The sequence below is a fragment of the Pigmentiphaga kullae genome, from assembly GCF_004216695.1.
Lineage (GTDB): Bacteria > Pseudomonadota > Gammaproteobacteria > Burkholderiales > Burkholderiaceae_B > Pigmentiphaga > Pigmentiphaga kullae.
In genome coordinates this window covers 1,049,766-1,073,141 of record NZ_SGXC01000003.1, presented here as the reverse complement: position 1 = coordinate 1,073,141, position 23,376 = coordinate 1,049,766, and the positions used below count along the sequence as shown (strand labels likewise).

The window sequence follows — 23,376 nt, the reverse complement described above, 5'->3', positions numbered from 1 at the left end:
CGGCGCCCGGCTATCCCAGGTAGCGGGCGCGCGGCCTGAGCATCACCCCCGCCATGCGCTGTTCGATGGCATGGGCGATCCACCCGGCCGAACGCGCCAGCGCATAGAGCGCGCCCGGCGAACGGCGCGGCAGGCCCAGCACATGGCACAGCACGGTCAGCGCCGCCTCGGCGGTGGGCGCCATGCCGGTTCGCGCCTGGACTGCGGCCAGGTAGCCGGTCCAGTCCGGGCGGCGCCCCCGCGTGGGCTGCGCGCCGGCCGCCAGGGACAGGAGGGGCGCGACCCTCGGATCGCCCTGGGGATACATGCGATGGAAGAATCCCGGCGCCCTGCCGCTGGAACGCAGCGATTCCTCGACGCGCTCCAGGAATCCCGCCTCGTCGGGCGCTTCCAGCAGCAGGTCCTCGATGCGCCGGTACACCCGCCGGCTGCGCGAATTGCTGTGCACGCTCAGCGCGGCGTTCAGGCAGTGCGGCAGGCTGGCGCCGCTGGAGGCCGCAAGCCTGACGGCCACGGCCTGGGGCGTCAGGTGATGATCCGCCAACAGCACCAGGGCGGCGTTGACGGCGCGCTCGCGGACCGGACTCGCCTGCGCGCCGACCGCTCTCAGGATGTGGGCCGCGAGTGTCTCCCCTTCGCGGCCCATGACGAACCCCGCCTCCGGCCCCAGGTAGCCCAGGCAGCCGGCGAACAGGGACAGCGCCGCGCGCGCGTCGGCCAGGGTCGTTCCATGCCGCGTGTCGTGGCGCGGGTCGCCCGCGACCGCGAGCAGCGAGACCGCCACGCCGAAGTACTGGATGGGCTCCATGGCACCATCCAGCTTGCGGAACACATGCGCCGCCAGGGCCGGCAGCGGCTCGGGCGGCCAGGTTTCGGGTTCCTCCGGGCGCACGCCGGTCCAGAGCAGCTCGGCCAGGTTCTCGAACCGCTCGCCGCTTGCCGCCAGGTCGACCGCGACAAGTCCCCTGTAGGCCGGCCCCCGCGGCGTGATCTCGGTCACGGCGGTCTGGATGATGGGCTCCGACCAGTGCGGCTGGTGGCTGCCACCCTTCGTGGGCCCGCCTTCGGCGCGCGCGCGGCTGCGCGACCCCATCCGCTCCACGTCCTCGCGCAGGTACATGACCGGACCGTCGTCGCCCTGGCGCTGGCGCCGTATCCACCCCCGGCTGACGTAGGCATAGAGCGTCTGCTTCTTGACGCGCAAGGCCTGGGCCGCGTCGTCGGCCGTCATGTAGTGGACCTCGTCGATTCCGGGCATATCGTGGCTCCTGGTCTCGGGCATTCCGGGCACTGGATATTGATCAATAAATCAACTTCTACCGGCGGAATGGGCTGATCTATGCTTGGCCAATCATGTTCCGTTCGGGCATCGTGTCCAGCAACACGGATCGACCTGGGGGACATCATATATTGATTTGAATCATGCTCAAGCAATATTGATCAACATGATATTTCCCTCACCCGGAGCAGGCCTCCCATGATCATCGATACCGATTCCCACGTCATCGAATCCGAAGCGACCTGGGCCCATCTCGATCCCGCCTACCACGCCCGCCGGCCCCTTCCTTTCGCCGCGCCCACGGACACGGGCTTCCAGGACTGGAACACCTTCTGGGTCATCGACCGTAAACTGCGCCACTTCGGCGCCACGCCCGTGGCCGGCAACGCCATGGCTGCCCGCAAGACCTTCTCGCCGGGCGTGCAGCAGATCACCGACGTGCCGGCGCGCGTGGCCGCCATGGACAGGATGAAAGTCGGCAAGCAGATCGTCCATCCTTCGTTCGTGCTCTCGACCCTGAGCGAGGATCCCGATCTCGAAGCCGCGCTGATCCGCAGCTACAACACCTTCATGGCCCGCGCCTGCGCCGAGTCCGGCGGACGCATCTTCTTCAATGCCGTCGTGCCGTATCGCCAGCCCGACGTCGCGGTCGAGGAAATCCGCCGCGTGCGCAAGCTGGGCGGCGCGGTCAGCGTCCTGGCCCGCGGCCTGGAATGGGACCGTCCCATGGACGATCCCCGGCATTACCCCATCTTCGCCGAAGCCGAAAGCCAGGGGCTGCCCATCGTCGTGCACCTGGGCCTGGGCTCGCCGGCCATGTATGCCATGTTCGACGGCCGGCCCCACCCGCCGGCCGAGCGCAAGACCTTCTATCCGCCCTACTCCCGGCGGCTGCTCAGCACTCTGACCGTGCAATACGCCTTCTACAACCTGATGGAAGGCACGCTGCTCGACGATTTCCCGCGCCTGAAATGGGCCTTCCTGGAAGGCGGCGGGTGCACCTGGATGGCCGCCGCGCTGCGCACCATCGAGCGGGGCGGCAAGGCCAACGCCGCCGACTACTTCGCCAGCGGCCGCATCCACGTCGGCAGCGAGCCCGACGACGACATCAACTACGCGGCCTCGGTGCTGGGCGAAGAGGCCCTGCTGGTGTCGAGCGACATGCCGCATTTCGACGAGGCCGCGCACGACAGCATCGCCGAGGAATACGAGGAACGGGACGACCTGAGCCCCGCGCTGCTGGAAAAGATGTTCCATCGGAACGCCTCGCGCCTGTTCGATTTCTCCGCGGCGACGGCGGGCGGAGCGCGTTGACATGTCCGCCCCCCGGACGCTGTGGTACACGCGCTGCCCACTGCCGACCGCATCGGGCGTGGCCATCGAACGCGGGCTGCTCGACGCCGCGTTCGCGCCGCTGGGCATCGCCGTGCAATCGCTCAACGCCTCGCTCGAACGCCAGGTCCGCGAGGCCCACTTCGATCACGGCCAGCCCGGGCTGTTCCGCCAGGGCGGCATGATCCCGCCGATCTGGAGCCGGGCGCGCGGCGCCGACACCCTGGTCATCGCCACCGGCTGGATCGATGAATACCAGGCGGTGATCGCCCTGCCCGACAGCGGCATACGCAGCGGCGACGACCTGCGCGGCAGGCGCCTGGGCGTTCCCTGTCGGCCGGGGGAACAGATCGACTACTGGCGGGCGATGTGTCTGCGCGGCTATCACAGCGCGCTCCAGCTTGCGGGCCTGGCGCCCGCCGACGTGGAATTCGTCGCGCTGCCCATCCACGAGGGCCAGATTCCCACGGGCGGCGCCTCGCAGCGGGGCTCGCTGTGGCACGGCGCGCTGCGGGCCCGGCGGCAGAGCCGGGAAGCCCTGGCCCTGGTGCGCGGCGAGGTCGACGCCATCTACACCGCCAGCCCGGCCGGCGCGCAGTTGACGGCCTTCCTGGGCGCCCGGGTCGTGGTCGACATCGGCGCCGCGCCCTCTCCCGCGCTGCGCAGCAACAACCAGGTGCCCGCGATCCTGACCGTGGACGGAACCCTGGCGCGTACCCGGCCCGACCTGGTCGTCCGCTACCTGGCGGCCTTGTTCGACGCGGCCGACTGGGCGCGCGCCCAGCCCGCGGACGCGGCCGCCATTCTGTGCGAGGACGTCGGAGCCACGAAGGAATGGCTGTACGCGGCCCATGGCGACGACGTGGCGGCCAGGCTCGCGCCGGCGCTCGACCCGGTCCATATCCAGGCCGTCTCCGCGCAGAAGGACTTCCTGCTCGGCCTGGGACTGCTGGAGCAAGACTTTGACCTGCAGGCGTGGATCGCCCCGGAGTTCATCCAGGCGGCCGCCGCGACGCGAGGCTCCCATGCAACTGCCTGAACCCGTTCCGTCGGTATCGCCGTCCCGGCCGCTGTCGGCCGCCGGGCGCGGCGTCGTGGCAAGCGCCCATGGTGCGGCCAGCGCGGCCGGCCGCGCCATGCTCGAACGCGGCGGCAACGCCATGGACGCCGCCATCGCGATGGCGGCGGCGCTGGGCGTGGCGCAGCCGATGATGAGCGGCCTGGGGGGCGACAGTTTCATCCTGTGGCACGACGCCGCGACGGGCCGGACCATGTCGATCAACGGCGCGGGGCCGGTGCCCTCGACGGTTCCGGCAGGCACGCCCCCCACCCTGCCGATGCGAGGCCTGGGTTCGGCCTCGGTTCCCGGCGCGGTGGACGCGATGTGCCTGGCCTACGACCGATATGCAAGCGGCAGGCTGTCCTTCGGTGAACTGCTGGCGCCGGCAATCGAGCTGGCGGAACAGGGATGCGAGACACCGCACTTCTGCGCCAGGTTCTTCGCCCTGAACGAAGCCCTCCTGGCGGCCGATCCCGGCGCGCGGCAGGCATTGCTGATAGACGGACGCGTTCCCCGCGAAGGAGAACCGCTCCGGCAGCCGGACCTGGCGCGCACGCTGGAACGCCTTGCGGCGCGCGGCCGCGACGATTTCTACGGCGCAGGCTGGGGCGCCCGGCTGGTGGAACTGAGCCGCCAGACTGGCGGCCCCTTCCGCGACGCGGACTTCGACGGCGTCTTTGCCGAGGTCTCGCCGCCCATCCAGATGCCCTACGGCGACGGTTCGATCGTCAGCAATCCGCCCGTCGCCCAGGGCGTCGTCCTGCTGGAGGCCCTTGGCATCCTGGACCGGCTGGACATGCCCGCGAACGACGAGGCCCTGCGCACACATTGCATGATCGAGGCGCTCAAGCATGCCTTTGCCGATCGCAACGACTTCCTGGGAGATCCCCGCTACACGGAGAATCCGCTGCCTCAACTGCTGGCCGCGCCCCGCCTGGACCGGCTCGCGGCCGCCATCGATCGGTCGCGAGCCGCCGCGGCGCCGCCGCGCGCCCGGTGGTCGCTGGGCAGCGGCGACACGACCTGCCTGGTCGCGGCCGACGCCCAGGGCAATGTGGTCAGCTACATCACCAGCATCTCGACACCGTTCGGCGCGGGCGTCGTCGTTCCCGGCACCGGCGTGCTGCTCAACAACCGCGCCGGCCGCGGATTCTCGTCAAGCCCCGACTCGCCCAACCGCTACGCCCCCGGCAAGCGCACGATGTCCACGCTGCATGTCTACATGGCCCTGGACCGCCACGGGCGGCCGGTCATGGCGGGCGGCACCGCCGGCGGCGACGGGCAGCCTCAGTGGAATCTGCAGATCCTCGACGCCGTCCTCAACCGCGGCCTGTCCCTGCGGCAGGCGGTGGACAGGCCGCGCTGGGAGCTGTTCCCCGGCACCGATCCGGCCCACCTTGCCCATCCCTACGAGATCCGGGTCGATCGACGCATCGACGCGGCGCTGCTCGACCGGCTCCGCGCGCTGGGCCACACTATCAGCGACAAATCGTTGGGCATGCTCGGGGCGGCGCAGGTGCTGGGAATCGCGCCTTCCGGTGGTTTCGTCGCCGCTGCCGACCCCCGGGCGGACGGCGCTGCGTATGCGGTCGGTTGACCATTTGCTTGCCAAGGAGCCGCCATGAAGACCAGACGCCCCCCCGCCTCTCCCGCGCCCTCGTCCACACGCCGCCGGTTTGCCGCCCTGACGTGCCTGGCCGCCGCCGCGCTGCCGCCCTGGACGCGCCTGCTTGCCGCGCAACCCGGCAATCCGCTGCAAAAGGTGCGTGTCGGCATGCTCGACAGCCTGTCCGAAGCGCCCGCGCTGATCGCCTACGAACAAGGCTACTTCAAGGAAGAAGGGCTGGACGTGGAGTTCGTGTCGTTCAGCAACACCGCCGACATGGTGGCTCCCTTGAGCGCCCGCCAGCTCGACGTCGCCTCGGGCGCGCCCACGCTGGCCCTGTTCAACGGCGCCCTGCGGGGACTACCGTTCAAGCTGGTGGCCGACAAGGGGCGCAACTCGCCCGGCCACGGCTTCAACGCGCTCGTGGTGCGCAAGGATCTGGTCGACTCGGGCCGCGTCAAGGGCATCGGCGATATCAAGGGCATGAAGGTGGCGACGCCTTCCCGCCATTCTCCGATGGAACTGCAACTGGACGTGGCCCTGCGGACCGCCGGACTGGGCCTGAACGATGTCGGGCTCGAGCAGCTCGCGTTTCCCAGCATGATCGCCGCGCTGACGAACAAGGCGGTGGACGCCGCGCTGATGATCGAGCCCCTGGTCACGGTCATTGCCCAGCGGCAGATCGGCACGCGCCTGCTGGGGTTCGACCAGACCTCGCCCGAGTTCCAGATCGCCGGCATCATCTATGGACCCAGCCTGACCCAGGCCGATTCCGACGTCGGCAGGAAATGGATGGCCGCTTACGTGCGCGGCATCCGCGACTACCTCGACTCGCTGGAAGGCAAGGGTTCCCGCGACGTGACCGAGCGCGCGCTCAGCCGGCACATCGCGGCCTTCAAGAACCCGGAACTGCTCAAGAAGGTGGTCTACCCGGGATTCGATCCGGACGGCTACCTGAACCTGCAGACCATCAAGGACAGCATGGCGTGGTATGCGGGGCTGGGGCTGCTCAAGACCCAGCCCAGGCTGACCGACCTGGTCGACTACCGCTACCTGGACTACGCCCTGGACCGCCTGGGCCGCAAAGGTGCCCGGCAAGGAGTGAACTGAAATGGGCGCCGACAGCCTCGAACAACTGCATGCCGACATGGAACAGGCGCGCCTGGTGCCCACCTGGAAGTACGTCTCGCAATTCGTGTCCATGCAGCCCGTCGTCAGCTACCGGCCGTTCCTGTGGAAGTGGGACCAAGTTCTGGCCCACCTGATGCGGGCCGGGGATCTCGTGACCCTGGAGCGCGGCGCCGAGCGGCGATCGATGGAACATACGAATCCCGACCTGCGGGCCCGATTCTCGACCTCCCATACCCTGGCCACCGCCCTGCAGCTGGTGCGCCCGGGGGAACGCGCGCCCGCCCATCGCCACCAGGCCGGCGCGGTCAGGTTCGCGGCGCGCAGCCACGGCGGCGAGGTGTTCACCTGCGTCCAGGGCGAACCGCTGCGCATGGAGGAAAACGACCTGCTGCTCACGCCCTCGGGCACCTGGCATGGGCACAGGAACGACACGGAACACGACATCGTCTGGCTGGATGCGCTGGACTATCCGCTGGTCAACCTGCTCCAGGCCAGCTGGTTCGAGCCGGGCGACGACGATTCGGCGCCGCCCCGCCCCGAAGGCTATACGACGGCCCGCTACGGCCACACCCGGCCGGCGGGCTGGGACGGCGATCCGTCGCCCCAGCCCGTCATGCGATACCGCTGGCAAGACATGCGCGAGTCCATCGAGCGCCTGCGCCGGGAGGAAGGCAGCGCCTACGACGGCATCCTGATGGAGTACGTCAACCCACGGACCTCCGGCCCCACCCTGCCGACGATGTCCTGCCGCGCGCAGCTCCTGCGGCCCGGCGAGCACACGCGGGCGCACCGCGCCACGGCCAGCACGGTCCACTACGTGATCGAGGGCGAGGGCAGCAGCATCGTCGATGGGCAGCGATTCGACTGGGCTCGAGGCGACGTCTTCGTCATTCCGAACTGGGCCTGGCACGAGCACCGGAATCCGCACGGCCGCGATGCCATTTTGTTCTGCATCACCGACGAGCCGGTCATGCGCGCGCTGGGCATGTACCGCGAGCAACCCTATCCCGACCACGACGGCCGCCAAACGGTCGGATCCATCTTCACGCCCTAGGAGACGGTGATGAAAGCGATGCCCGAATTCGCGCTTTCCCCCGGCGCGCCGGCGGCTTCCGGACGCCGGCGCGCGATCGTCATGGAAAACCTGGGCAAGCGCTTTCTGGCCGGCAAGGGTGAGTACACGGCCCTGCGCGGCGTCGATCTCGACATCCTGGACGGCGAGTTCGTCTGTATCGTCGGGCCCTCCGGCTGCGGCAAGACCACGCTGCTGCGCATCCTGGCGGGCCTGGACACGCATACCGACGGCAAGCTGGCCGTGCGGCCCGCCCCGCCCGGCAGGCCGCTGACCTCGGTGGTGTTCCAGGAACATTCCATCTTTCCCTGGCTGAGCGTGTACGACAACGTGGCCTACGGCGTGCGTTCGAGCGGCATGCCGAAAGCGGAAATGACGCGGCGGATCGACTACTACCTCGACAAGGTGGGCCTGCGTCCCTTCGCCCACGCCTACCCGCACCAGCTCTCGGGCGGCATGAAGCAGCGCGTCTCCATCGCCCGGGCGTTCGCCAACGACCCGGGGATCCTGCTGATGGACGAACCGTTCTCCGCGCTGGACGAACAGAACCGCGCCGTCATGCAGGAAGAGCTGCTGCGCATCTGGGAAGAAACGCGCAAGACGGTCGTCTTCATCACCCATTCGGTCGACGAGGCGGTCCTGCTGGCCGACCGTATCGTCGTGCTGGGCGGCCGGCCCGGGGGCGTGCGCGCCACGCTGGCCTCGCCCTTCCCCCGCCCGCGTTCCTACGCGGCCCTGCGCGCCGATCGCGCCTACGTCGATCTCGCCTCGCGGGTGGCCGCGCACATCCAGGAATCCTTCCTGCAAACCCGGTCCGAGCAGACAGGAGACGGACATGGCTGAGGACCTGATCCCCATCGCCCCCTCGCGCGACATCGGACACGCGGAACGCCGCCGCCAGCGCATCGAACGGCTGCTGTCCGTCGCCACGCCGCTGCTCATCCTGGCCGCGTGGGAAGCCCTGGTCCGCGCGGGGCTGGTCGACGCACGGCTGTTCTCGTCCCCCAGCCAGATCGCCGGGACGTTCTGGGCACTGGCGCAGTCGGGCGAGCTGGCGCGGCACGTGGGCATCTCGCTGGTGCGCATCGGCGTCGGGTTCCTGCTGGGCGCCATTCCCGGCGTGCTCACCGGCGTCGCCATCGGGCTCTCGCCGCTGGTCAGGGCGGTACTGTCACCCGTGATCGCCTCGCTCTATCCCATTCCCAAGATCGCCATCTTTCCGCTGATCATGGTGATCTTCGGCATCGGCGAGGTCAGCAAGTACGTCCTGGTGGCGATCGCGGTGTTCTTCTTCATGGCGATCAACTCGGCGGCGGGCGTGCTGAACGTCGAACGCATCTACTGGGACGTGGGGCGCAGCTTCCAGGCCGGCCGGCTGCGCCGCGTCCTGACCATCGCGCTTCCCGGCGCACTGCCGATGATCATCGCCGGCATCCGGCTGAGCCTGGGCGTATCGCTGCTGGTGCTGGTCAGCGCCGAGTTCGTCGGCTCGAAAAGCGGCATCGGTTTTCTGGTCTGGGATTCCTGGCAGACCTTCAACATCGAGGTGATGTTCGTCGGCATCGTGGTCATCGGCGCGCTGGGCTGGATCTTCTTCACGGTCGTGGACGAATTCGAGCGGCGCTTCCTGCCCTGGGCGCCCGGCAACCGGCGCTGAAGGGATATCCGCCATGCTCACGCTCTATACCTACTGGCGCTCGTCCACCTCATACCGGGTGCGCATCATGCTCAACTGGAAGGGCCTGCCCTACCGGCCGGAGTACGTCAGCCTGCCTCGCATGGACCATCGGGCCGCGCCCTTCCTCGGCACCAATCCGCAGGGCCTGGTCCCCGCCTTGCAAGACGGGGACTTCGAACTGGCCCAGTCGATGGCGATCTTCGAATACCTGGAGGAGCGCCATCCTTCGCCCGCGCTGCTGCCCTCGGACATCCAGCGGCGCGCCTACGTGCGCATGCTGGCCAACATCGTCGCGTGCGACATCCATCCCCTGAACAACGTCCGGATCCTGCGCCATCTGGAACAGCGCCTGGGCCTGGACGAGGCCGCCCGCAACGACTGGTACGCCACCTGGATCGCCGCGGGCCTGCAAGCCTTCGAAGCGTCGCTGGAACACTGGGGCTGGGATGGCGACTACTGCTGCGGCGACGAACCGGGCATCGCCGACGTCTGCCTGGTACCCCAGCTCTACAACGCGCGCCGGTTCGGCTGCGACCTGCGCCCCTACCCCCGGCTCGTCGCCATCGCGCAGCGCTGCGAATCGCTGCTGCCCTTCGCCGCGGCGCATCCTTCCACGCAGGCCGACGCGGTGGCCTGAAACCTCGCGTCCATTCAAGGAGACTTACCGACCATGAAAAGCATTCACGCGCCTGAAGTCAAACCCGCGCCGCCCCAGACCTGGACCAATTGCAAGGTCCACAACGGCCAGTTCTTCATCTCGGGCATGACCGCCCACGATCTTGCCGGCGGCGTGGAAGGCGATGGCAGCATGTACGACCAATCGCGCCGAACCTTCCAGAAAATCCGGCATCTGGTAGAGGCCTGCGGCGCCACGATGGACGACATCATCCAGCTCAACGTGTTCGTGACCCGGATCGAGGAAAGGCAGGAGGTCTGGCGGGCGCGCAAGGAATTCTTCACCGGCGACTTCCCTTGCTGCACCCTGGTCGAGGTCACGGGCCTGGCCACGCCCGCCCTGAAAGTCGAGATCAACGCCACCGGCTTCATTGGCGGCCGCGCCTGATTTCTCCTGCACGGCCGCTACATGTCCCGGCCCAGGTAGGCCCCGTCCCGCTCCAGCACCCGCTGCAGGTCGGCCACGTCCAGCCGGCGCGGCGCCACGCCGGCGCGCAGCGACAGTGCCGCCGCCGTGCCGGCCGCCTGGCCCATGGCGAAGCACGGGCCGGTCACGCGCGCGGCCGACTGGCCCATGTGGGTCATCGAGGCGCAGCGCCCCGCCACCAGCAGGTTGTCCACGCCCAGCGGCAGCAGCATGCGGTACGGCAGGTGGTTGAAGCCCCGGACGTTGGGCACGTCGACGAACTTGAACACGATGTCGCCGGCGACGTGGGCCTCGACCGGCCAGCCGTTCACGCCTATGGTGTCCTCGAAGCTCGCGCAGCCCAGCACGTCGTCCTCGGTCAACTGGTATTCGCCGACGATGCGGCGCGTCTCGCGTATGCCCACCTGCGGCGCGATCTCCAGGATGTAGGACGCATCGAAGCCCGGCGCGTATTCGCGCAGGAATTCGAAGAAGTCGCGGGCCTGGCGCCGGCCCTGCAGTTCGCCCTCGCTCAGTTGCCAGGCATCGGTGCCGTCGATCGCGGTCCCGTCCGGGTTGCTGAGCTGGGTCACGTTGGCGCGCCATTCGACCGGGTTCTTCTGCGGCCGCACGATGGGCGTCTTGCGCGCGAAGCGGCGGCCGTCACGGGCGGCCTCCTCCATCAGGCGGCCGAAGTGCTCCCAGGCCCTGCCGGCACGGGCCGGGTCGACGTTGTTGACGCGGAACATGGTCGACGGATACAGCATGCCGCCGTGGCCGTCGCCCTTCTCGTAGGGCACGCCCGCCGCGGCCGCCATGTCGCCGTCGCCCGAACAATCGATGTAGATCCTGCCGACCACGGCGGCGCGGCCGGACTTGGTCTCGACCAGCAGCGCGGCGATCTCGCCCGGCGAGCGCATCAGCACGCCGGCCGCCTGCGCATGGAACAGAAGCTGGCTGCCGCTGGAGACGACCAGGTCGTCGGCCGCCAGCTTGTAGGCCGCGTTGTCGTAGGCCTGCGCCATGATCTTGTCCTGGAACATGCGGTGCGGCTCGCACAGCCCCCCCAGCTTCTCCAGCGTGGCCAGCAGTTCGTCCGCCAGGCCGTGCACCACGCGCCGGTTGTCGCCGAAGACGTTGGCGTGCAGGCCGCAGAAATTGGTCACGCCGGCGGCAGTGCCCATGCCGCCCAGGAATCCGTAGCGTTCGATCAGCAAGGTACGGCAGCCGTGGCGCGCCGCCGCGGCGGCGGCCGTCATGCCGGCGGGGCCGCCGCCCAGTACCACCACGTCGAATTCGCCCAGGATGGGGGTCTGCCGCGCGGGTTCGGTCACGCTGGCCGGATGTGCCGTTGTCATTGCTCCACCTTGTCATTCAGGGAAGCAAACATGTTATCTATTTCAAAACGGATTATCTGGTCTAATTCGAAGCACCAGCTTTCGCGTTTTGGAATAGAAAATGGATACCCTGGCCAACCTGCGCGCCTTTCTCGCCACGGTACGCGGCGGCAATTTCTCGGAAGCCGCGCGCCAGCTCGACACCGTGCCCTCGGTCGTCGCCAAGCGCATCGGCCATCTCGAATGGACATTGGGCACGCGCCTGTTCGAGCGCTCCAGCCGCCGCGTGACGCTGACCGAGGCCGGCCACAAGTTCCACGCCCGGGCCCGCGCGCTGGTCAACGATTTCGACGACATCGCCTCGGAACTCAAGCGCGACCAGGATGCGCTGGACGGCCACATCCGGCTGCGGGCCCCGACCTCGCTCACGGTGCTGTACCTGGCCGACATCCTCGCGGCCTTCCAGCGGCGCCATGAACGGCTGACCCTGGAGGTCGCGCTGCTGGACCGGTCGGCCAATCCCGCCGAGGAAGGCTTCGACATCTCGGTCAGCGGCCGCGCCGACAGCTACGAGGGCGTGGTGGACGAGCCGCTGTGCCCGCTGCGCCAGGTCGTCTGCGCCGCGCCCGACTACCTGGCGCGCCGGCCCGCCCCCCGCCATCCGCGCGACCTGGCCGACCACGACTGCCTGGTATTCAACCCCACCGGCCACAGCTGGCACTTCAACAGCGCGAGCGGCCCCGTCAGTATCGACGTGCCCGCGCGCCTGGGCGCCAACGACAACTATGTGCTGTATGCCTCGGCCCGCGCCGGCAACGGCATCGCCGTCCTGCCCACCTATGTCGCGCGGCGCGCGCTCGCGGACGGCAGCCTGGTGGCGCTGCTGGAGGACCACCCCCTGCAGGACGTATGGCTCAAGGCCCTGATCCCGGCGCGCAAGCGCGCCTTGCCGCGCATGGAACTGCTGCTGGCCTGGCTGCGCGAGCATCTGGGCGGCACGCCGCCCTGGGAGCGGCCGGCGGAAAACACATGACCCGCCCTACTCCGGCCGGTTCCGCATCCAGTCCGCCGTGTTGTAGAACGAGGCCAGCAGCTTGTCGGCCAGCGCCGGCTCGACGCCGACCTGCTGCATCGCCCGTCCCATGCAGACCACCCACTGGTCGCGCTCTTTCGTGCCGATCGAGAACGGCAGGTGGCGCGCCCGCAGGCGGGGATGGCCGAAGCGGCGGATGTAGTAGTCCGGGCCGCCCATCCATCCGCACAGGAACCAGAACAGCTTTTCCCGGGCCTGGTCCAGCGACGGGCCGTGCGCGGCGCGCAGCTCCGCCAGGTCCGCGTCCAGGTCCATCAGGTCGTAGAACCGGTCGACCAGCTCGCGCACGCGCGCTTCGCCGCCGATCACGTCGAACACGGTCTGACCGGCCGGAGCCGGTTCCTCGGGCTCGCGTATCAATATCGTCTTGTCGTTCATCTCGGTATCATCGAAAAGCTCTAGGCTTCCCTGAGGGTCGCCAGCGGCGGCTGGCGCAGCACGCCGCGCAGGCCCATCCATCCTCCCGCCCAGGCGCACGCCACGCCCACCAGCAGCCCGGTCGCCCACACCCACGGATTGGGCGTCAGCGCGAAGTTGAACACATAGCGGGCCAGCAACCATGCGATCACCGAGGCGCCGGCAGCGGCCAGCACGCCCGCCGCGCCGCCTATGGCGGCCAGTTCCAGCCATTGCGCCATCGACAACTGACGGCGCGTGGCTCCCAGCGCGCGCAGCAGCCCGGCCTCGCGCACCCGCTCGTCGCGGGTGGATGCCAGCGCCGCATACAGCACCAGGCAGCCGGCGGCCAGCGTGAACAGGAACAGGAACTGCACCGCCGCCACCACCTGTTCCAGCACGTCCTGCACCTGTCTCAGGATGGCGCTGGTGTCGAAGATGGTCAGGTTGGGAAACTCGCGGATCAGCGCGTTCGACAGGTCGGCCTGCTCGGGCGGCAGATGCAGCGCGGTGATCCAGCTTTGCGGCATGTCGCGCAGCGCCGCCGGCGACAGGATGGCGAAGAAGTTGACCTGCATGGAATCCCAGTCCACCGCGCGCAGCCCGGTCACCTTCACATCGACCGCGTTGCCGGCGATGTCGAACCGGAGCGTGTCGCCCAGGTTCACGCCCAGGGTCTTGGCGATGCCCTGCTCCATCGACACCTCGGCGGCATCGGGATCCAGCCAGCGGCCCGCCACGTCGCGGTTGTGGCCTGGCAACTCGTCCATGTAGGAAAGATTGAACTCTCGGTCCACCAGCCGCTGCGCGCGGTCGTCCTGGTAGTCGGCCGGCCCGACCTCGCGTCCGTTGATCTCGATCAGGCGCCCGCGGATCATGGGGTACAGCTGCACGTGACCCAGCCCGGCCTGGGCCAGGCGCTGCGAGACCGCCTCGCGCTGGTCCGGCTGGATGTTGATCAGGAAACGGTTGGGCGCATCGGGCGGCGCGGCGCCGCGCCAGCCCTCGACCAGATCGCCGCGGGTGATCGACAGCAGCAGGATCGCCATCAACCCCACCGCCAGCGCGCATATCTGCGCCACCGTGGCGCCGCGGCGGCGGACCACGCCCGCCAGCGCGAAACGCAGTGCCACCGGCCCGCGCTGCCATTGCCGCAGCGGCTCCAGCCAGCGCAGCCCCAGCCACGAGATGCCGGAGAACAGCAGGAAGCCGGCCAGGAATCCGCCTGCAACCATCAGGCCCAGCTTCAGGTCGCGCGCGAACCAGAGCAGCAGCAACGCGAAGCCCAGCGCGCCCACGCCGTAGCCCAGCGCGGTCCGCGCCGGGGCGACGCCGGTGTCGCGGCGCAGGACGCGGGCGGGCGCGACGTGGCGCAACTGGGCCAGCGGCGGCAGCGCGAAGCCCATCAGCAGCCAGACGCCGGCCAGGAAACCCTGTATCGCGGGCAGGGGTCCGGCACGCGGCAGGTCGGCCGTGATCAGGCCGCCCAGCGCGGCGATCAGGCCCTCGTGCGCGGCATAGCCCAGCGCGCTGCCGACGGCGGCCGCCCCCAGCGCGATGATCAGGAACTCGACGGCGAACAGCCGGGTCAGCGTGGTCTGCGTGGCCCCCAGGCAGCGCATGACCGCCACGCTGTCGAAGTGCCGCAGCGTGAAGCGCCGCGCGGCCAGCGCGACGGCCACCGCCGCGATCAGGGCCGCCAGCAGTGCCACCAGCGACAGGAACTGCTGCGCCCGGTCGATGGTGCGGCGCATCTCGGGCCGCCCGGAGTCCAGCGTTTCCACGCGCTGGCCGCGCTGCGGATGGGCCTGCAGCCAGGCCGCATACTCGCGCGCCGCCGCCGGCTGCCCAGCCGCCAGCAGGCGGTAGGTGATGCGGCTGCCGAAAGTCACCAGTCCGGTCGATGCCAGGTCGTCCTCGCGGATCATGACCCGCGGTGCCACGTTGATGAAGTTCATGCCCCGGTCGGGTTCCACCGTGATCACCCGGGCGATGCGGAAATGCCGGTCGCCCAGTTGCAGGTCGTCGCCCACGCGCACGTCCAGCAGCGACAGCAGCTGCGGGTCCACCCAGGCGGTCCCGGGCGCGGGAATCTCCCGGGTCGGTTCATCGGGCGCGGTGGGGCCGTCGGCCACGCGCAGGCTGCCGCGCAGCGGATAGCCCGGCCGCACCGCCTTCAGGGCCGCCAGTTGCGAACGCGCGGCATCGCCGGTCCCGACGCTGGCCATGGACGGAAACTGCAGGTTTTCGGTTACCGACAGCCCGAGCCGGCGCGCTTCCTCGCGCGGCCCCTGGTCGGCCGGATTGTCGGAAATCAGCACGACGTCGCCACCCAGCAATTGGGCGGCGTCGCGTTCCAGCGCCTGGCGGATGCGGTCGGCCAGGAAACCCACGCTGGAAACCGAGGCCACGGCGATGACCAGCGCCATCGCCAGCAGCCTGAGTTCCCCGGCGCGCCAGTCGCGCACGGTCATGCGCCAGGCCTGGACCAGGAGGGACAGCGGTGAGAACGAACGGATGTCGGAGGTCATGGCCGGCGGGAAAGGAAGTGGATCGAAGGCGGGCGCCCGGGCGATACGCGCCCAGGGCACGGGCGGCGCACCCGGGCAGCCTCGGATAGGACCGTACCGGCCGCCCGCGGTTCACGGACCCCCGCTACTTTACCCGGAGCGCGCGGCGCCCTCAGGCCACCGCCTTGCCCACCACGCCGTCGACGAACCAGTCCATGTGGTCGACGTCCTTCTGGCTCGGCACGCCGGACTGCTGGCGCACCTTGCCCTGGTTGTCCACCAGACGGCCGCCGAAGGGATGCAGTGCACCCGCCGAGATCTTCCGGCACGCCTCGTCCACCGACGCGCGCACCGCCTGGGGCACCTTCGGCGACAAGGCCTCGAGCGCGATCATGCCGTCCTTCAGCCCGCCCATGACGGCGCGCGAAGTCCAGGTGCCGTCCAGCACCTCGCGCGCGGCCTGGATGTAGTGGTCGCCCCAGCGGTGCACGACGGCGCCGAGCTGGCGCGTCGGCGCGTAGCGGCTCATGTCGGACGTGTAGCCCAGCATCCACGCGCCCGCCGCCTCGGCGGCCTGCGCCACCGCGGACGATCCCGAGTGGTTGGTCAGCACGTCGGCCCCCTGGCGCAGGGCGGCCTGGGCCGCGTCGCGCTCGCGCGGGGGATCGAACCAGGTCTGGGTCCAGACCACGCGCACCTGGACCTTGGGATTGACGCTGCGCGCGGCCAGCGTGAAGGCGTTGATGCCCTGGATCACCTCCGGGATAGGCAGGGCCGCGACATAGCCCAGGACATGGCTGCGCGTCATCGCGCCCGCCACCAGCCCGGCCAGGTAGCGGCCCTCGTAGAAGCGGATGTTGTAGGCGCCCAGGTTGCGCGCGAGCCGGTAGCCCGAGGCCTGGTCGAACACCACGCCCGGGAACTCGCGCGCCACCCGCATCACCGCGTCCATGTAGCCGAAGGACGTGGTGAAGACGAGTTTGCAGCCCTGGCGCGCGAGGTCGCGTATCACCCGTTCGGCATCGGCATTCTCGGGCACGTTCTCGACCACGCGGGTGGCCACCCGCGACCCCAGCGCGGCGACCATGGCCAGGCGGCCGTCCTCGTGCTGGCGCGTCCAGCCCGCATCGGTGATGGGCGACATGTAGACGAAACCCACGGACAGCGGATCGGCCGCCCAGCCCATGCGGGGCGCGCCCAGGGCCGCGCCGCCGGCCGCCAGCCAACCCAGGACGCGGCGGCGCCTCGTGCTGGCGGGGCCGGCCATGGTTTCCATTTCGTGGGGACAAGGTTGTTCACGGTGCGCAAGCGGCACCGAAACGAGGTTTTTCACGCTGGTTCTCCTCGAACACGGCTTCCGGGAAAAAGATCCGGCCGGCGGGAAGCTACGCCGGGACGGACACGAACGAACGCGCCATTTTATCATTCATTGAAACGCCCTATTACTGCGATTTATTCAATTCAATTTACCAATTGCACCGGGCAGCCTATCGTGGGGCCTCGACAATTCGGAGCCAGGAATGACGACTCTCACCACCGCAACGGGCGCGCCAGTCGCCGACAACCAGAACTCGAAAACCGCCGGTGCGCGCGGCCCCGTGCTGATCGAGGACTTCCACCTGGTCGAGAAGCTGCAGCACTTCAACCGCGAACGCATTCCCGAGCGCGTGGTGCATGCCAAGGGCTCGGGCGCCTATGGCGTGTTCGAGGTGACCAACGACATCACCCGCTACACCAGCGCCGACCTGTTCGCCCAGGTGGGTCGCAAGACCGACGTCTTCATCCGCTTCTCCACCGTGGGCGGCGAGAAAGGCTCCGCCGATACCGAACGCGACCCGCGCGGCTTCGCCATCAAGTTCTATACCAACGAAGGCAACTGGGACCTGGTGGGCAACAACACGCCGGTCTTCTTCATCCGCGACGGCATCAAATTCCCCGACTTCATCCATACCCAGAAGCGCGACCCGCGCACCAACATGAAGAACCCCACCGCGATGTGGGACTTCTGGTCGCTGTCGCCCGAATCGCTGCACCAGGTCACCACGCTGTTCTCCGACCGCGGCACGCCCGACGGCTACCGCGCCATGCACGGATTCGGCAGCCACACGTTCAGCATGATCGACGCCCAGGGTCGGCGCGTCTGGGTCAAGTACCACGTGCTCAGCCTGCAGGGCATCCGCAACCTGCACCCGCGCGACGCCGCCCGGCTTGCCGGCGAGGACCCGGACTACGCCCAGCGCGACCTGTTCGAGGCGATCGAGCGCGGCGACTATCCCAAGTGGCGCTTCTGCATCCAGGTCATGACCGACGAACAGGCGCACGCCACGCCCTACGATCCCTTCGACCTGACCAAGGTCTGGCCCCACGCGGACTTCCCGCTGATCGAAGTGGGCGTCATCACGCTGAACCGCAACCCGGAAAACTATTTCGCCGAGGTTGAACAAGCCGCGTTCTCGCCATCGGCCATCGTGCGCGGACTGGGCTTCAGCCCCGACAAGATGTTGCAGGCCCGCCTGTTCGCCTACCATGACGCCCACCTGTACCGCGTCGGCACGAACTACCAGGCCCTGCCGGTCAACCGGCCCCACGCGCCCGTGCGGACCTACCAGCGCGACGGCGCCATGCGCTTCGATGGCAACTTCGGCGGCGCGGCCAACTACGAGCCCAACAGCGTGGCCGGCGCGCCCCGCCAGGACGCGGCGCACCGCGAACCGCCGCTGCCGCTGTCGGGCGATGCCGACCGCCACGACCACCGCGCCGGCAATGACGACACCACCCAGGCCGGCGACCTGTTCCGTCTCATGACCGCCGACCAGCAGGCCCTGTTGATCGAGAACATCGTCAACGCGATGAAGACGGTGCCGCGCGAGATCCAGGAACGCCAGATCGCGCATTTCGCCAAGGCGGATCCGCGGTATGGGGAAGGCGTGGCGAAGGGGCTGGGGCTGGGGCTGGCCGCGTAGAGGCCCTTCACCGGCACCACGGTGCCAAGGGCGATCGACGGCAAGATGCGACTTCTTGAATGGCGAGGCGGGAAAAAGAATTCAACCGCAAAGAGCGGAGTTTCAAGAAGGGAATGGACGCCTAGACTGATCCCACCTTGTCACCACAGAGGAACATTGCCATGAAGACCCGTTCCGTTTCCATGTTCAAGTACGACTTTCGCGCCCCCGGCAGCCAGGTGGAAGGCCCTATTCGCTTCGCCGTCGGTCAAGCGGCGCTGGGCGAAGTGCTTGTCGCCCGGAGCCGGCGCGGCATCTGCGCCATCTTCCTTGGCGAGGAGGCGCGGGCATTGAGCGACCAGCTCACGGCTGCCTTTCCGAATATCGAGTTGCAGCCTGATCAGGCTTCTCTACGACACGAGCTTGGACAAATCATTGGTTTCATCGACCAAGACGCGTCCCAGGGCGTTATCAATCTCGACATCGGCGGCACCGCGTTCCAGCAGAAGGTCTGGCAGGTATTGTGCGGCATCCCCGCAGGCAAGATCCGCAGCTACAGCGATGTCGCGCGTGATCTCGGCGTACCGGAAGCCGTCCGTGCCGTAGCGGGTGCCTGCGCGGCCAACGTCCTGGCCATCGCCATTCCCTGTCATCGCGTGGTGCGCAGGGATGGCTCGATCTCCGGCTATCGCTGGGGCGTCGAGCGCAAGCGCACGCTGCTGACCAAGGAAGCCGGCAAGGTGGCTGCGGGGTTCGCGGCATGAACGCCGTGGCAAGCCAGGGACTTGCCACGACGCCCGAGACGTACGACTGGCCGGGCATCGAACAGTCGCTCGATGCACAGGGGAATGCCGTGCTGCCCAGCCTGCTGACGGCGGGGCAATGCGATGGCCTCGCAGCGCTCTATGCGCGAGAAGACGGCTATCGCGCGCGGATCGTCATGGCTCGCCACGGCTTCGGGCGAGGCGAGTACAAATACTTCGCCTACCCCTTGCCACCGCTGCTCGACCAGTTGCGCCACGCGCTGTATCCCCGGCTGGCGCCGATCGCCAATCGTTGGAATCGACAGCTGAAGATCGGCGCGCAGTACCCTCATGACCTGGACGCCTATCTGCGCCGGTGCCATGAGGCCGGCCAGACCCGGCCGACGCCGCTGATCCTCCAGTACGGCGAGGGCGACTACAACTGCCTGCACCAGGATCTCTACGGCGATCATGTCTTTCCTTTGCAGGTTGCCATCCTGCTGTCGGAACCCGGCAGGGACTTCACCGGCGGCGAGTTCATCATGACGGAGCTGTCGAACAAGGGCCACCGCGCGGATGTCGTCGCGCTGCGCAAGGGCGACGCGGTGGTGTTCACCGTCAACCAGCGACCGGCAATGGGTCGGCGCGGCACCCGCAAGGTGGCCATGCGGCATGGCGTCAGTCGCATCCGAAGCGGCCACCGCCATACCGTGGGCCTGATCTTCCACGACGCGAAGTGACCATGGAAACGCTCGAACCTTAAAGGATGGGAGGAGTTCTCATGACCTCGCTTGACGCGCCCCTCGATCGCCTGAACTGGACGGACATCGGCCTGCAGCTCGATGCCGAGGGCCATGTCGCGCTGCCCGGTCTGTTGGGCGTGGATGTGGCGCGCGATCTGGCCCAACAGGCCACGGCGGCTGGCGCCCGCCGAGTGGCTTTGGAATCCGATGATCTTGGGCGCGGTGAGTTGTTCTACTTCGGCGCCGGTATGCCGGCACCTCTGGAACTGTGGCGCACGGCGCTTTATCGCCGCCTTGTCGCCATCGCCAATCGCTGGAACGAAACCCTGGGCGTCGCTCTTCGCTATCCGGCGGAACTGGGGGACTTCTTGCGGCGCAACCGGGAGGCAGGCCAGACGCGGGCGCAGTCCCATCTGAGCCGGCTCGGCGGCGAAGGCCATGTATCGCTGCACCAGCGCAATGACGGCGAGCAGGTCTTCCCCATGCAGATCGTCGCCGTGCTGTCCGAGCCGGGCGTCGATTTCCAGGGAGGCGAATTCGTGATGACCGAGCAACGCCCGCGCATGCAGTCGCGGCCAGCGGTGTTGCCACTCAAGCTTGGAGACGTGGCCGTCATAGCCACGGCGGAACGCCCCGTCAAGGGAAGCCAGGGCTACTACCGGGTCAACCTCAAACACGCCATCAGCCGTGTCCGCACGGGCGAACGCATCGGCTTGGAACTGCTGTTCCACGATGCCCCCTGACGCTGCGGATGAACGGCACAGGCCCACCTCGGCCAGGAAGAAGACCCGTTCATGAACGCGCCACTGTCCATGTCCGCGGACAACCAAGAATTTTTCATCGACCGTCCGGAATGTCGTCCGTTTGAAACAGAACGGGCACAATGTGCCCGGCAAACACATTGGACGGCAATCCGCGCACCATGAAATTCCGTAGACCCCAACGCCCCGCCCGTCTTGCCCTGCTCACGGTGGCGGCGGTGCTCGTCCTGGGCATCGCCGCCATCGCGGCCGCCTGGCTCACCCTGCGCGCCAGCCTGCCCCGGGTCGACGGAGAATTCGGCGCATCCGGCACGGCCCGGCCCGCCACGATCGCGCGCGATGCCCAGGGCAGCGTCACCATACGCGCGGCCAACCGCGCCGACGCCGCCTACGCCACTGGCTTCGCCCATGCGCAGGACCGTTACTTCCAGATGGATCTGGTACGGCGCTCGGCCGCCGGCGAACTGGCCGCGCTGGTAGGCGAGGCCGCCGTGCCGCTGGACCGGCGCGTGCGCGTGCACCGCTTCCGCGCCCGCGCGGAGCAGGCCTACGCCGCGCTGCCGCCCGCCCACCGCGCCCTGCTGGAGCGCTACGCGGATGGCGTCAATGCCGGCCTGGCCGCGCTGGATGCACGGCCGTTCGAATACCTTTTGCTGGGTGCGCCGCCGCAACCCTGGCGGCCCGTGGACACGCTGCTGGCCATCTATGCGATGTATCTGGACCTGCAAGGCGGCGAGCTGCTGCGGGTGCGCTCGCGCGACGCGTTGCGCGACCTCTTGCCCGCTCCGCTGCTCGCCGCACTGCTGCCCACGCGCAGCCACTGGGACGCACCACTGGACCGTCCCCCCTTCCCCGCGCAGCCGGCCGCGCCGGACACCGCGCTGGTGGATGCGCATCCCGACTGGATCGACACACGCCGCGCGCCACGCACGCGCGGCGTGATTCCCGCCGAGCTGATGGTGGATGCCGGCACCGCTTCGTCGGCGCTGGGCAGCAACGGCTGGGCCGTGGACGCGCGCCATGGCGCCGGCGGCCGCGCGCTGGTGGCCAACGACATGCACCTGGGCCTGCGCCTGCCCAACGTCTGGTATCGGCTGACGCTGGAATTTTCCTCGGCCTCGGGCCCACGGCGTATCAGCGGCGTCAGCCTGCCCGGCGCCCCCATCGTGGTGGCGGGCAGCAATGGCGACGTCGCCTGGGGTTTCACCAACAGCTACGGACATTTCATCGACCTGGTGCGGCTGGAGCCCGATACGGCCGATCCGTCGCGCTACCGGGGTCCGGCGGGCACGTGGGAAACCGCGCCGGAAACGATGGAGCGCATCGACGTGAAAGGGGCCGGGCCCGTCATGCTGCCCGTGCGCGAGACCCCATGGGGTCCGCTGCGGCAGGCCAACGGCAAGGTCTACGCGATACGCTGGCTCGCCTACCTGCCGGACGCCGCCAACGTGGGGCTGGCCGACATGGAAGAGGCGCGCGACGTCGGTCAGGCGATGCGCGTCGCCCAGGCGGCCGGGATTCCCACGCAGAATCTGGTGGTGGCGGATCGCCACGGCGACATAGGCTGGACGCTGGCCGGCCCGCTGCCCACCGCGACGCTCGATCCGCTGGGCTTTCCGGTCGAGGCGGACCATGCCGCGACGGCACTCGCCCGCCTCGCTCCCGCGGACTATCCCGCGATCGTCGCACCGGCCTACGGACGGCTCTGGACGGCCAACGGCACGCAGCTCGCGAACGAAGCCACGCAGCGCAGGATCGGGGACGGCGGCGCCGATGTCGGTGCCCGTGGAACGCAGATACGCGATGCGCTGTTCGCCGGCGAACGCTTCACCGAGCGCGACCTGCTCGCCATCCAGCTGGACGACCGGGCTTCGTGGATCGCATTCCTGCGCGAGCAGGCCCTGGCCGAGTTGGACGACGCCGCCGTCGCCAGCCATTCGCAGCGGGCCGCCTTCCGGCGCATCCTGCAATCCTGGAGCGGACGCGCCGACACCGGCAGCGCCGGCTACGCGCTGCTGCGCGCCTACCACGACGCGTTGTACGACGCGTGGTTCGGCGCGTTGGACGAGCGACTGGCCGCCATCGACGGTGGACTGTCGATGCGCCGTGCCTCGTCGCGCGTACTGGCCACCATGGAAAGCCTGGTGCGTGCCCGTGCCTGGAAACCGGCCTATGCCGCGGATTGGCGCGCCTTCATGCTCGAACGCATCGACACGGCCATCGCCTCGGTCAGCGCCGACGGCCGCTCTTTGGACGGCATCCGCTGGGGCGACCGCAACCGCCTCGCCATGGAGCATCCCCTGGCCCGGGTGCTGCCGGCGGCCGTCAGGCCCTGGCTGTCGGCGCCTGCCCGCCCCATGCCGGGCGACATCCACATGCCGCGCATCCAGGGCACGTCGTTCGGCGCGTCCGAGCGTTTCGTGGTGTCGCCGGGACATGAGGAAGACGGATTGATGGAAATGCCGGGCGGCGCCTCGGGCCATCCGCTGTCGCCCTTTTTCCTGGCCGGCCACTCGGCATGGACGGATGGCGAGGCCACGCCCTTCCTGCCCGGCCCCGACGTCCATCGCCTGACGCTGGTCCCCGCCGGGTCCGGCGGCTGACGGGTTCGT

20 protein-coding genes are annotated in these 23,376 nt (G+C 69.0%); 15 read left to right on the top strand and 5 right to left on the bottom strand.

Annotation, left to right across the window (positions count from 1 at the left end):
• Positions 1-10: 10 nt before the first annotated feature.
• Entirely contained in the window at positions 11-1,258 is a 1,248-nt protein-coding gene (locus EV675_RS27825; protein WP_165404803.1) for a citrate synthase, read from the bottom strand.
• A 219-nt stretch (positions 1,259-1,477) separates the two neighbouring features.
• On the opposite strand from EV675_RS27825, the gene EV675_RS27820 reads away from it, so the two are divergent.
• From EV675_RS27820 to EV675_RS27785, 9 genes are read left to right on the top strand one after another with little or no spacing between them, the layout of a single operon-like run.
• The gene (locus EV675_RS27820) at positions 1,478-2,593 is read left to right on the top strand and encodes an amidohydrolase family protein (protein WP_130361858.1); all 1,116 of its coding nucleotides are present in this window, start codon (positions 1,478-1,480) and stop codon (positions 2,591-2,593) included.
• A gap of 1 nt (position 2,594) precedes the next feature.
• On the top strand, positions 2,595-3,650 hold the full coding sequence (locus tag EV675_RS29810) for an ABC transporter substrate-binding protein (protein WP_165404802.1): 1,056 nt from the start codon (positions 2,595-2,597) through the stop codon (positions 3,648-3,650).
• On the top strand, positions 3,637-5,268 hold the full coding sequence (locus tag EV675_RS27815; RefSeq protein ID WP_165404801.1) for a gamma-glutamyltransferase family protein: 1,632 nt from the start codon (positions 3,637-3,639) through the stop codon (positions 5,266-5,268). Before EV675_RS29810 ends, EV675_RS27815 begins: the two co-directional genes overlap by 14 nt.
• 24 nt (positions 5,269-5,292) lie before the next feature.
• Entirely contained in the window at positions 5,293-6,387 is a 1,095-nt protein-coding gene (locus EV675_RS27810) for an ABC transporter substrate-binding protein (RefSeq protein WP_130361856.1), read from the top strand.
• Between the two features lies 1 nt (position 6,388).
• Positions 6,389-7,462, top strand: coding sequence for a 5-aminosalicylate 1,2-dioxygenase (gene mabB / locus EV675_RS27805; RefSeq protein ID WP_130361855.1), 1,074 nt, complete (start codon positions 6,389-6,391; stop codon positions 7,460-7,462).
• 9 nt (positions 7,463-7,471) lie between these two features.
• Positions 7,472-8,323 (top strand): ABC transporter ATP-binding protein, encoded by an 852-nt coding sequence (locus EV675_RS27800; RefSeq protein WP_242621622.1) that lies wholly within the window; start codon positions 7,472-7,474, stop codon positions 8,321-8,323.
• On the top strand, positions 8,316-9,137 hold the full coding sequence (locus tag EV675_RS27795) for an ABC transporter permease (protein WP_130361854.1): 822 nt from the start codon (positions 8,316-8,318) through the stop codon (positions 9,135-9,137). The genes EV675_RS27800 and EV675_RS27795 overlap by 8 nt, the downstream gene beginning before the upstream one ends.
• 13 nt (positions 9,138-9,150) lie before the next feature.
• Positions 9,151-9,795 carry a maleylacetoacetate isomerase gene (gene maiA, locus EV675_RS27790; RefSeq protein ID WP_130361853.1) on the top strand — a complete coding sequence of 215 codons (645 nt, stop codon included), beginning with the start codon at positions 9,151-9,153 and terminating at the stop codon, positions 9,793-9,795.
• A 33-nt stretch (positions 9,796-9,828) separates the two neighbouring features.
• Positions 9,829-10,221, top strand: a complete 393-nt coding sequence (locus tag EV675_RS27785; protein ID WP_130361852.1) for a RidA family protein — start codon at positions 9,829-9,831, stop codon at positions 10,219-10,221.
• Between the two features lie 17 nt (positions 10,222-10,238).
• On the opposite strand, the gene EV675_RS27780 is transcribed toward EV675_RS27785, so the two are convergent.
• Positions 10,239-11,597, bottom strand: coding sequence for an FAD-dependent oxidoreductase (locus EV675_RS27780; RefSeq protein WP_130361851.1), 1,359 nt, complete (start codon positions 11,595-11,597; stop codon positions 10,239-10,241).
• A gap of 100 nt (positions 11,598-11,697) precedes the next feature.
• On the opposite strand from EV675_RS27780, the gene EV675_RS27775 reads away from it, so the two are divergent.
• Complete coding sequence (locus tag EV675_RS27775) at positions 11,698-12,609, top strand: LysR family transcriptional regulator (RefSeq protein WP_130361850.1); 912 nt, start codon at positions 11,698-11,700, stop codon at positions 12,607-12,609.
• Positions 12,610-12,615: 6 nt separating this feature from the next.
• Here the strand turns inward: EV675_RS27775 and EV675_RS27770 are convergent, their stop codons facing one another.
• The 3 genes from EV675_RS27770 to EV675_RS27760 all read right to left on the bottom strand — a co-directional run bounded on the left by EV675_RS27770 (position 12,616) and on the right by EV675_RS27760 (position 16,908).
• Positions 12,616-13,047 carry a group II truncated hemoglobin gene (locus EV675_RS27770; protein ID WP_130361849.1) on the bottom strand — a complete coding sequence of 144 codons (432 nt, stop codon included), beginning with the start codon at positions 13,045-13,047 and terminating at the stop codon, positions 12,616-12,618.
• Positions 13,048-13,067: 20 nt separating this feature from the next.
• The gene (locus EV675_RS27765) at positions 13,068-15,596 is read right to left on the bottom strand and encodes an ABC transporter permease (protein WP_242621621.1); all 2,529 of its coding nucleotides are present in this window, start codon (positions 15,594-15,596) and stop codon (positions 13,068-13,070) included.
• Between the two features lie 151 nt (positions 15,597-15,747).
• Positions 15,748-16,908 carry a BMP family ABC transporter substrate-binding protein gene (locus EV675_RS27760; RefSeq protein WP_242621620.1) on the bottom strand — a complete coding sequence of 387 codons (1,161 nt, stop codon included), beginning with the start codon at positions 16,906-16,908 and terminating at the stop codon, positions 15,748-15,750.
• A gap of 187 nt (positions 16,909-17,095) precedes the next feature.
• On the opposite strand from EV675_RS27760, the gene EV675_RS27755 reads away from it, so the two are divergent.
• The 5 genes from EV675_RS27755 (at position 17,096) to EV675_RS27735 (ending at position 23,367) form a co-directional block, all read left to right on the top strand.
• Positions 17,096-18,538 carry a catalase gene (locus EV675_RS27755; RefSeq protein ID WP_130361848.1) on the top strand — a complete coding sequence of 481 codons (1,443 nt, stop codon included), beginning with the start codon at positions 17,096-17,098 and terminating at the stop codon, positions 18,536-18,538.
• Between the two features lie 161 nt (positions 18,539-18,699).
• Positions 18,700-19,281 carry a methylated-DNA--[protein]-cysteine S-methyltransferase gene (locus EV675_RS27750; protein WP_130361847.1) on the top strand — a complete coding sequence of 194 codons (582 nt, stop codon included), beginning with the start codon at positions 18,700-18,702 and terminating at the stop codon, positions 19,279-19,281.
• A complete protein-coding gene (locus EV675_RS27745; RefSeq protein ID WP_130361846.1) occupies positions 19,278-20,000 on the top strand; it encodes a 2OG-Fe(II) oxygenase in 723 nt (240 codons plus the stop codon). The genes EV675_RS27750 and EV675_RS27745 overlap by 4 nt, the downstream gene beginning before the upstream one ends.
• Before the next feature lie 41 nt (positions 20,001-20,041).
• Complete coding sequence (locus tag EV675_RS27740; RefSeq protein WP_130361845.1) at positions 20,042-20,746, top strand: 2OG-Fe(II) oxygenase; 705 nt, start codon at positions 20,042-20,044, stop codon at positions 20,744-20,746.
• Positions 20,747-20,925: 179 nt separating this feature from the next.
• Complete coding sequence (locus EV675_RS27735; protein ID WP_130361844.1) at positions 20,926-23,367, top strand: penicillin acylase family protein; 2,442 nt, start codon at positions 20,926-20,928, stop codon at positions 23,365-23,367.
• The last annotated feature ends 9 nt before the right edge of the window (positions 23,368-23,376 follow it).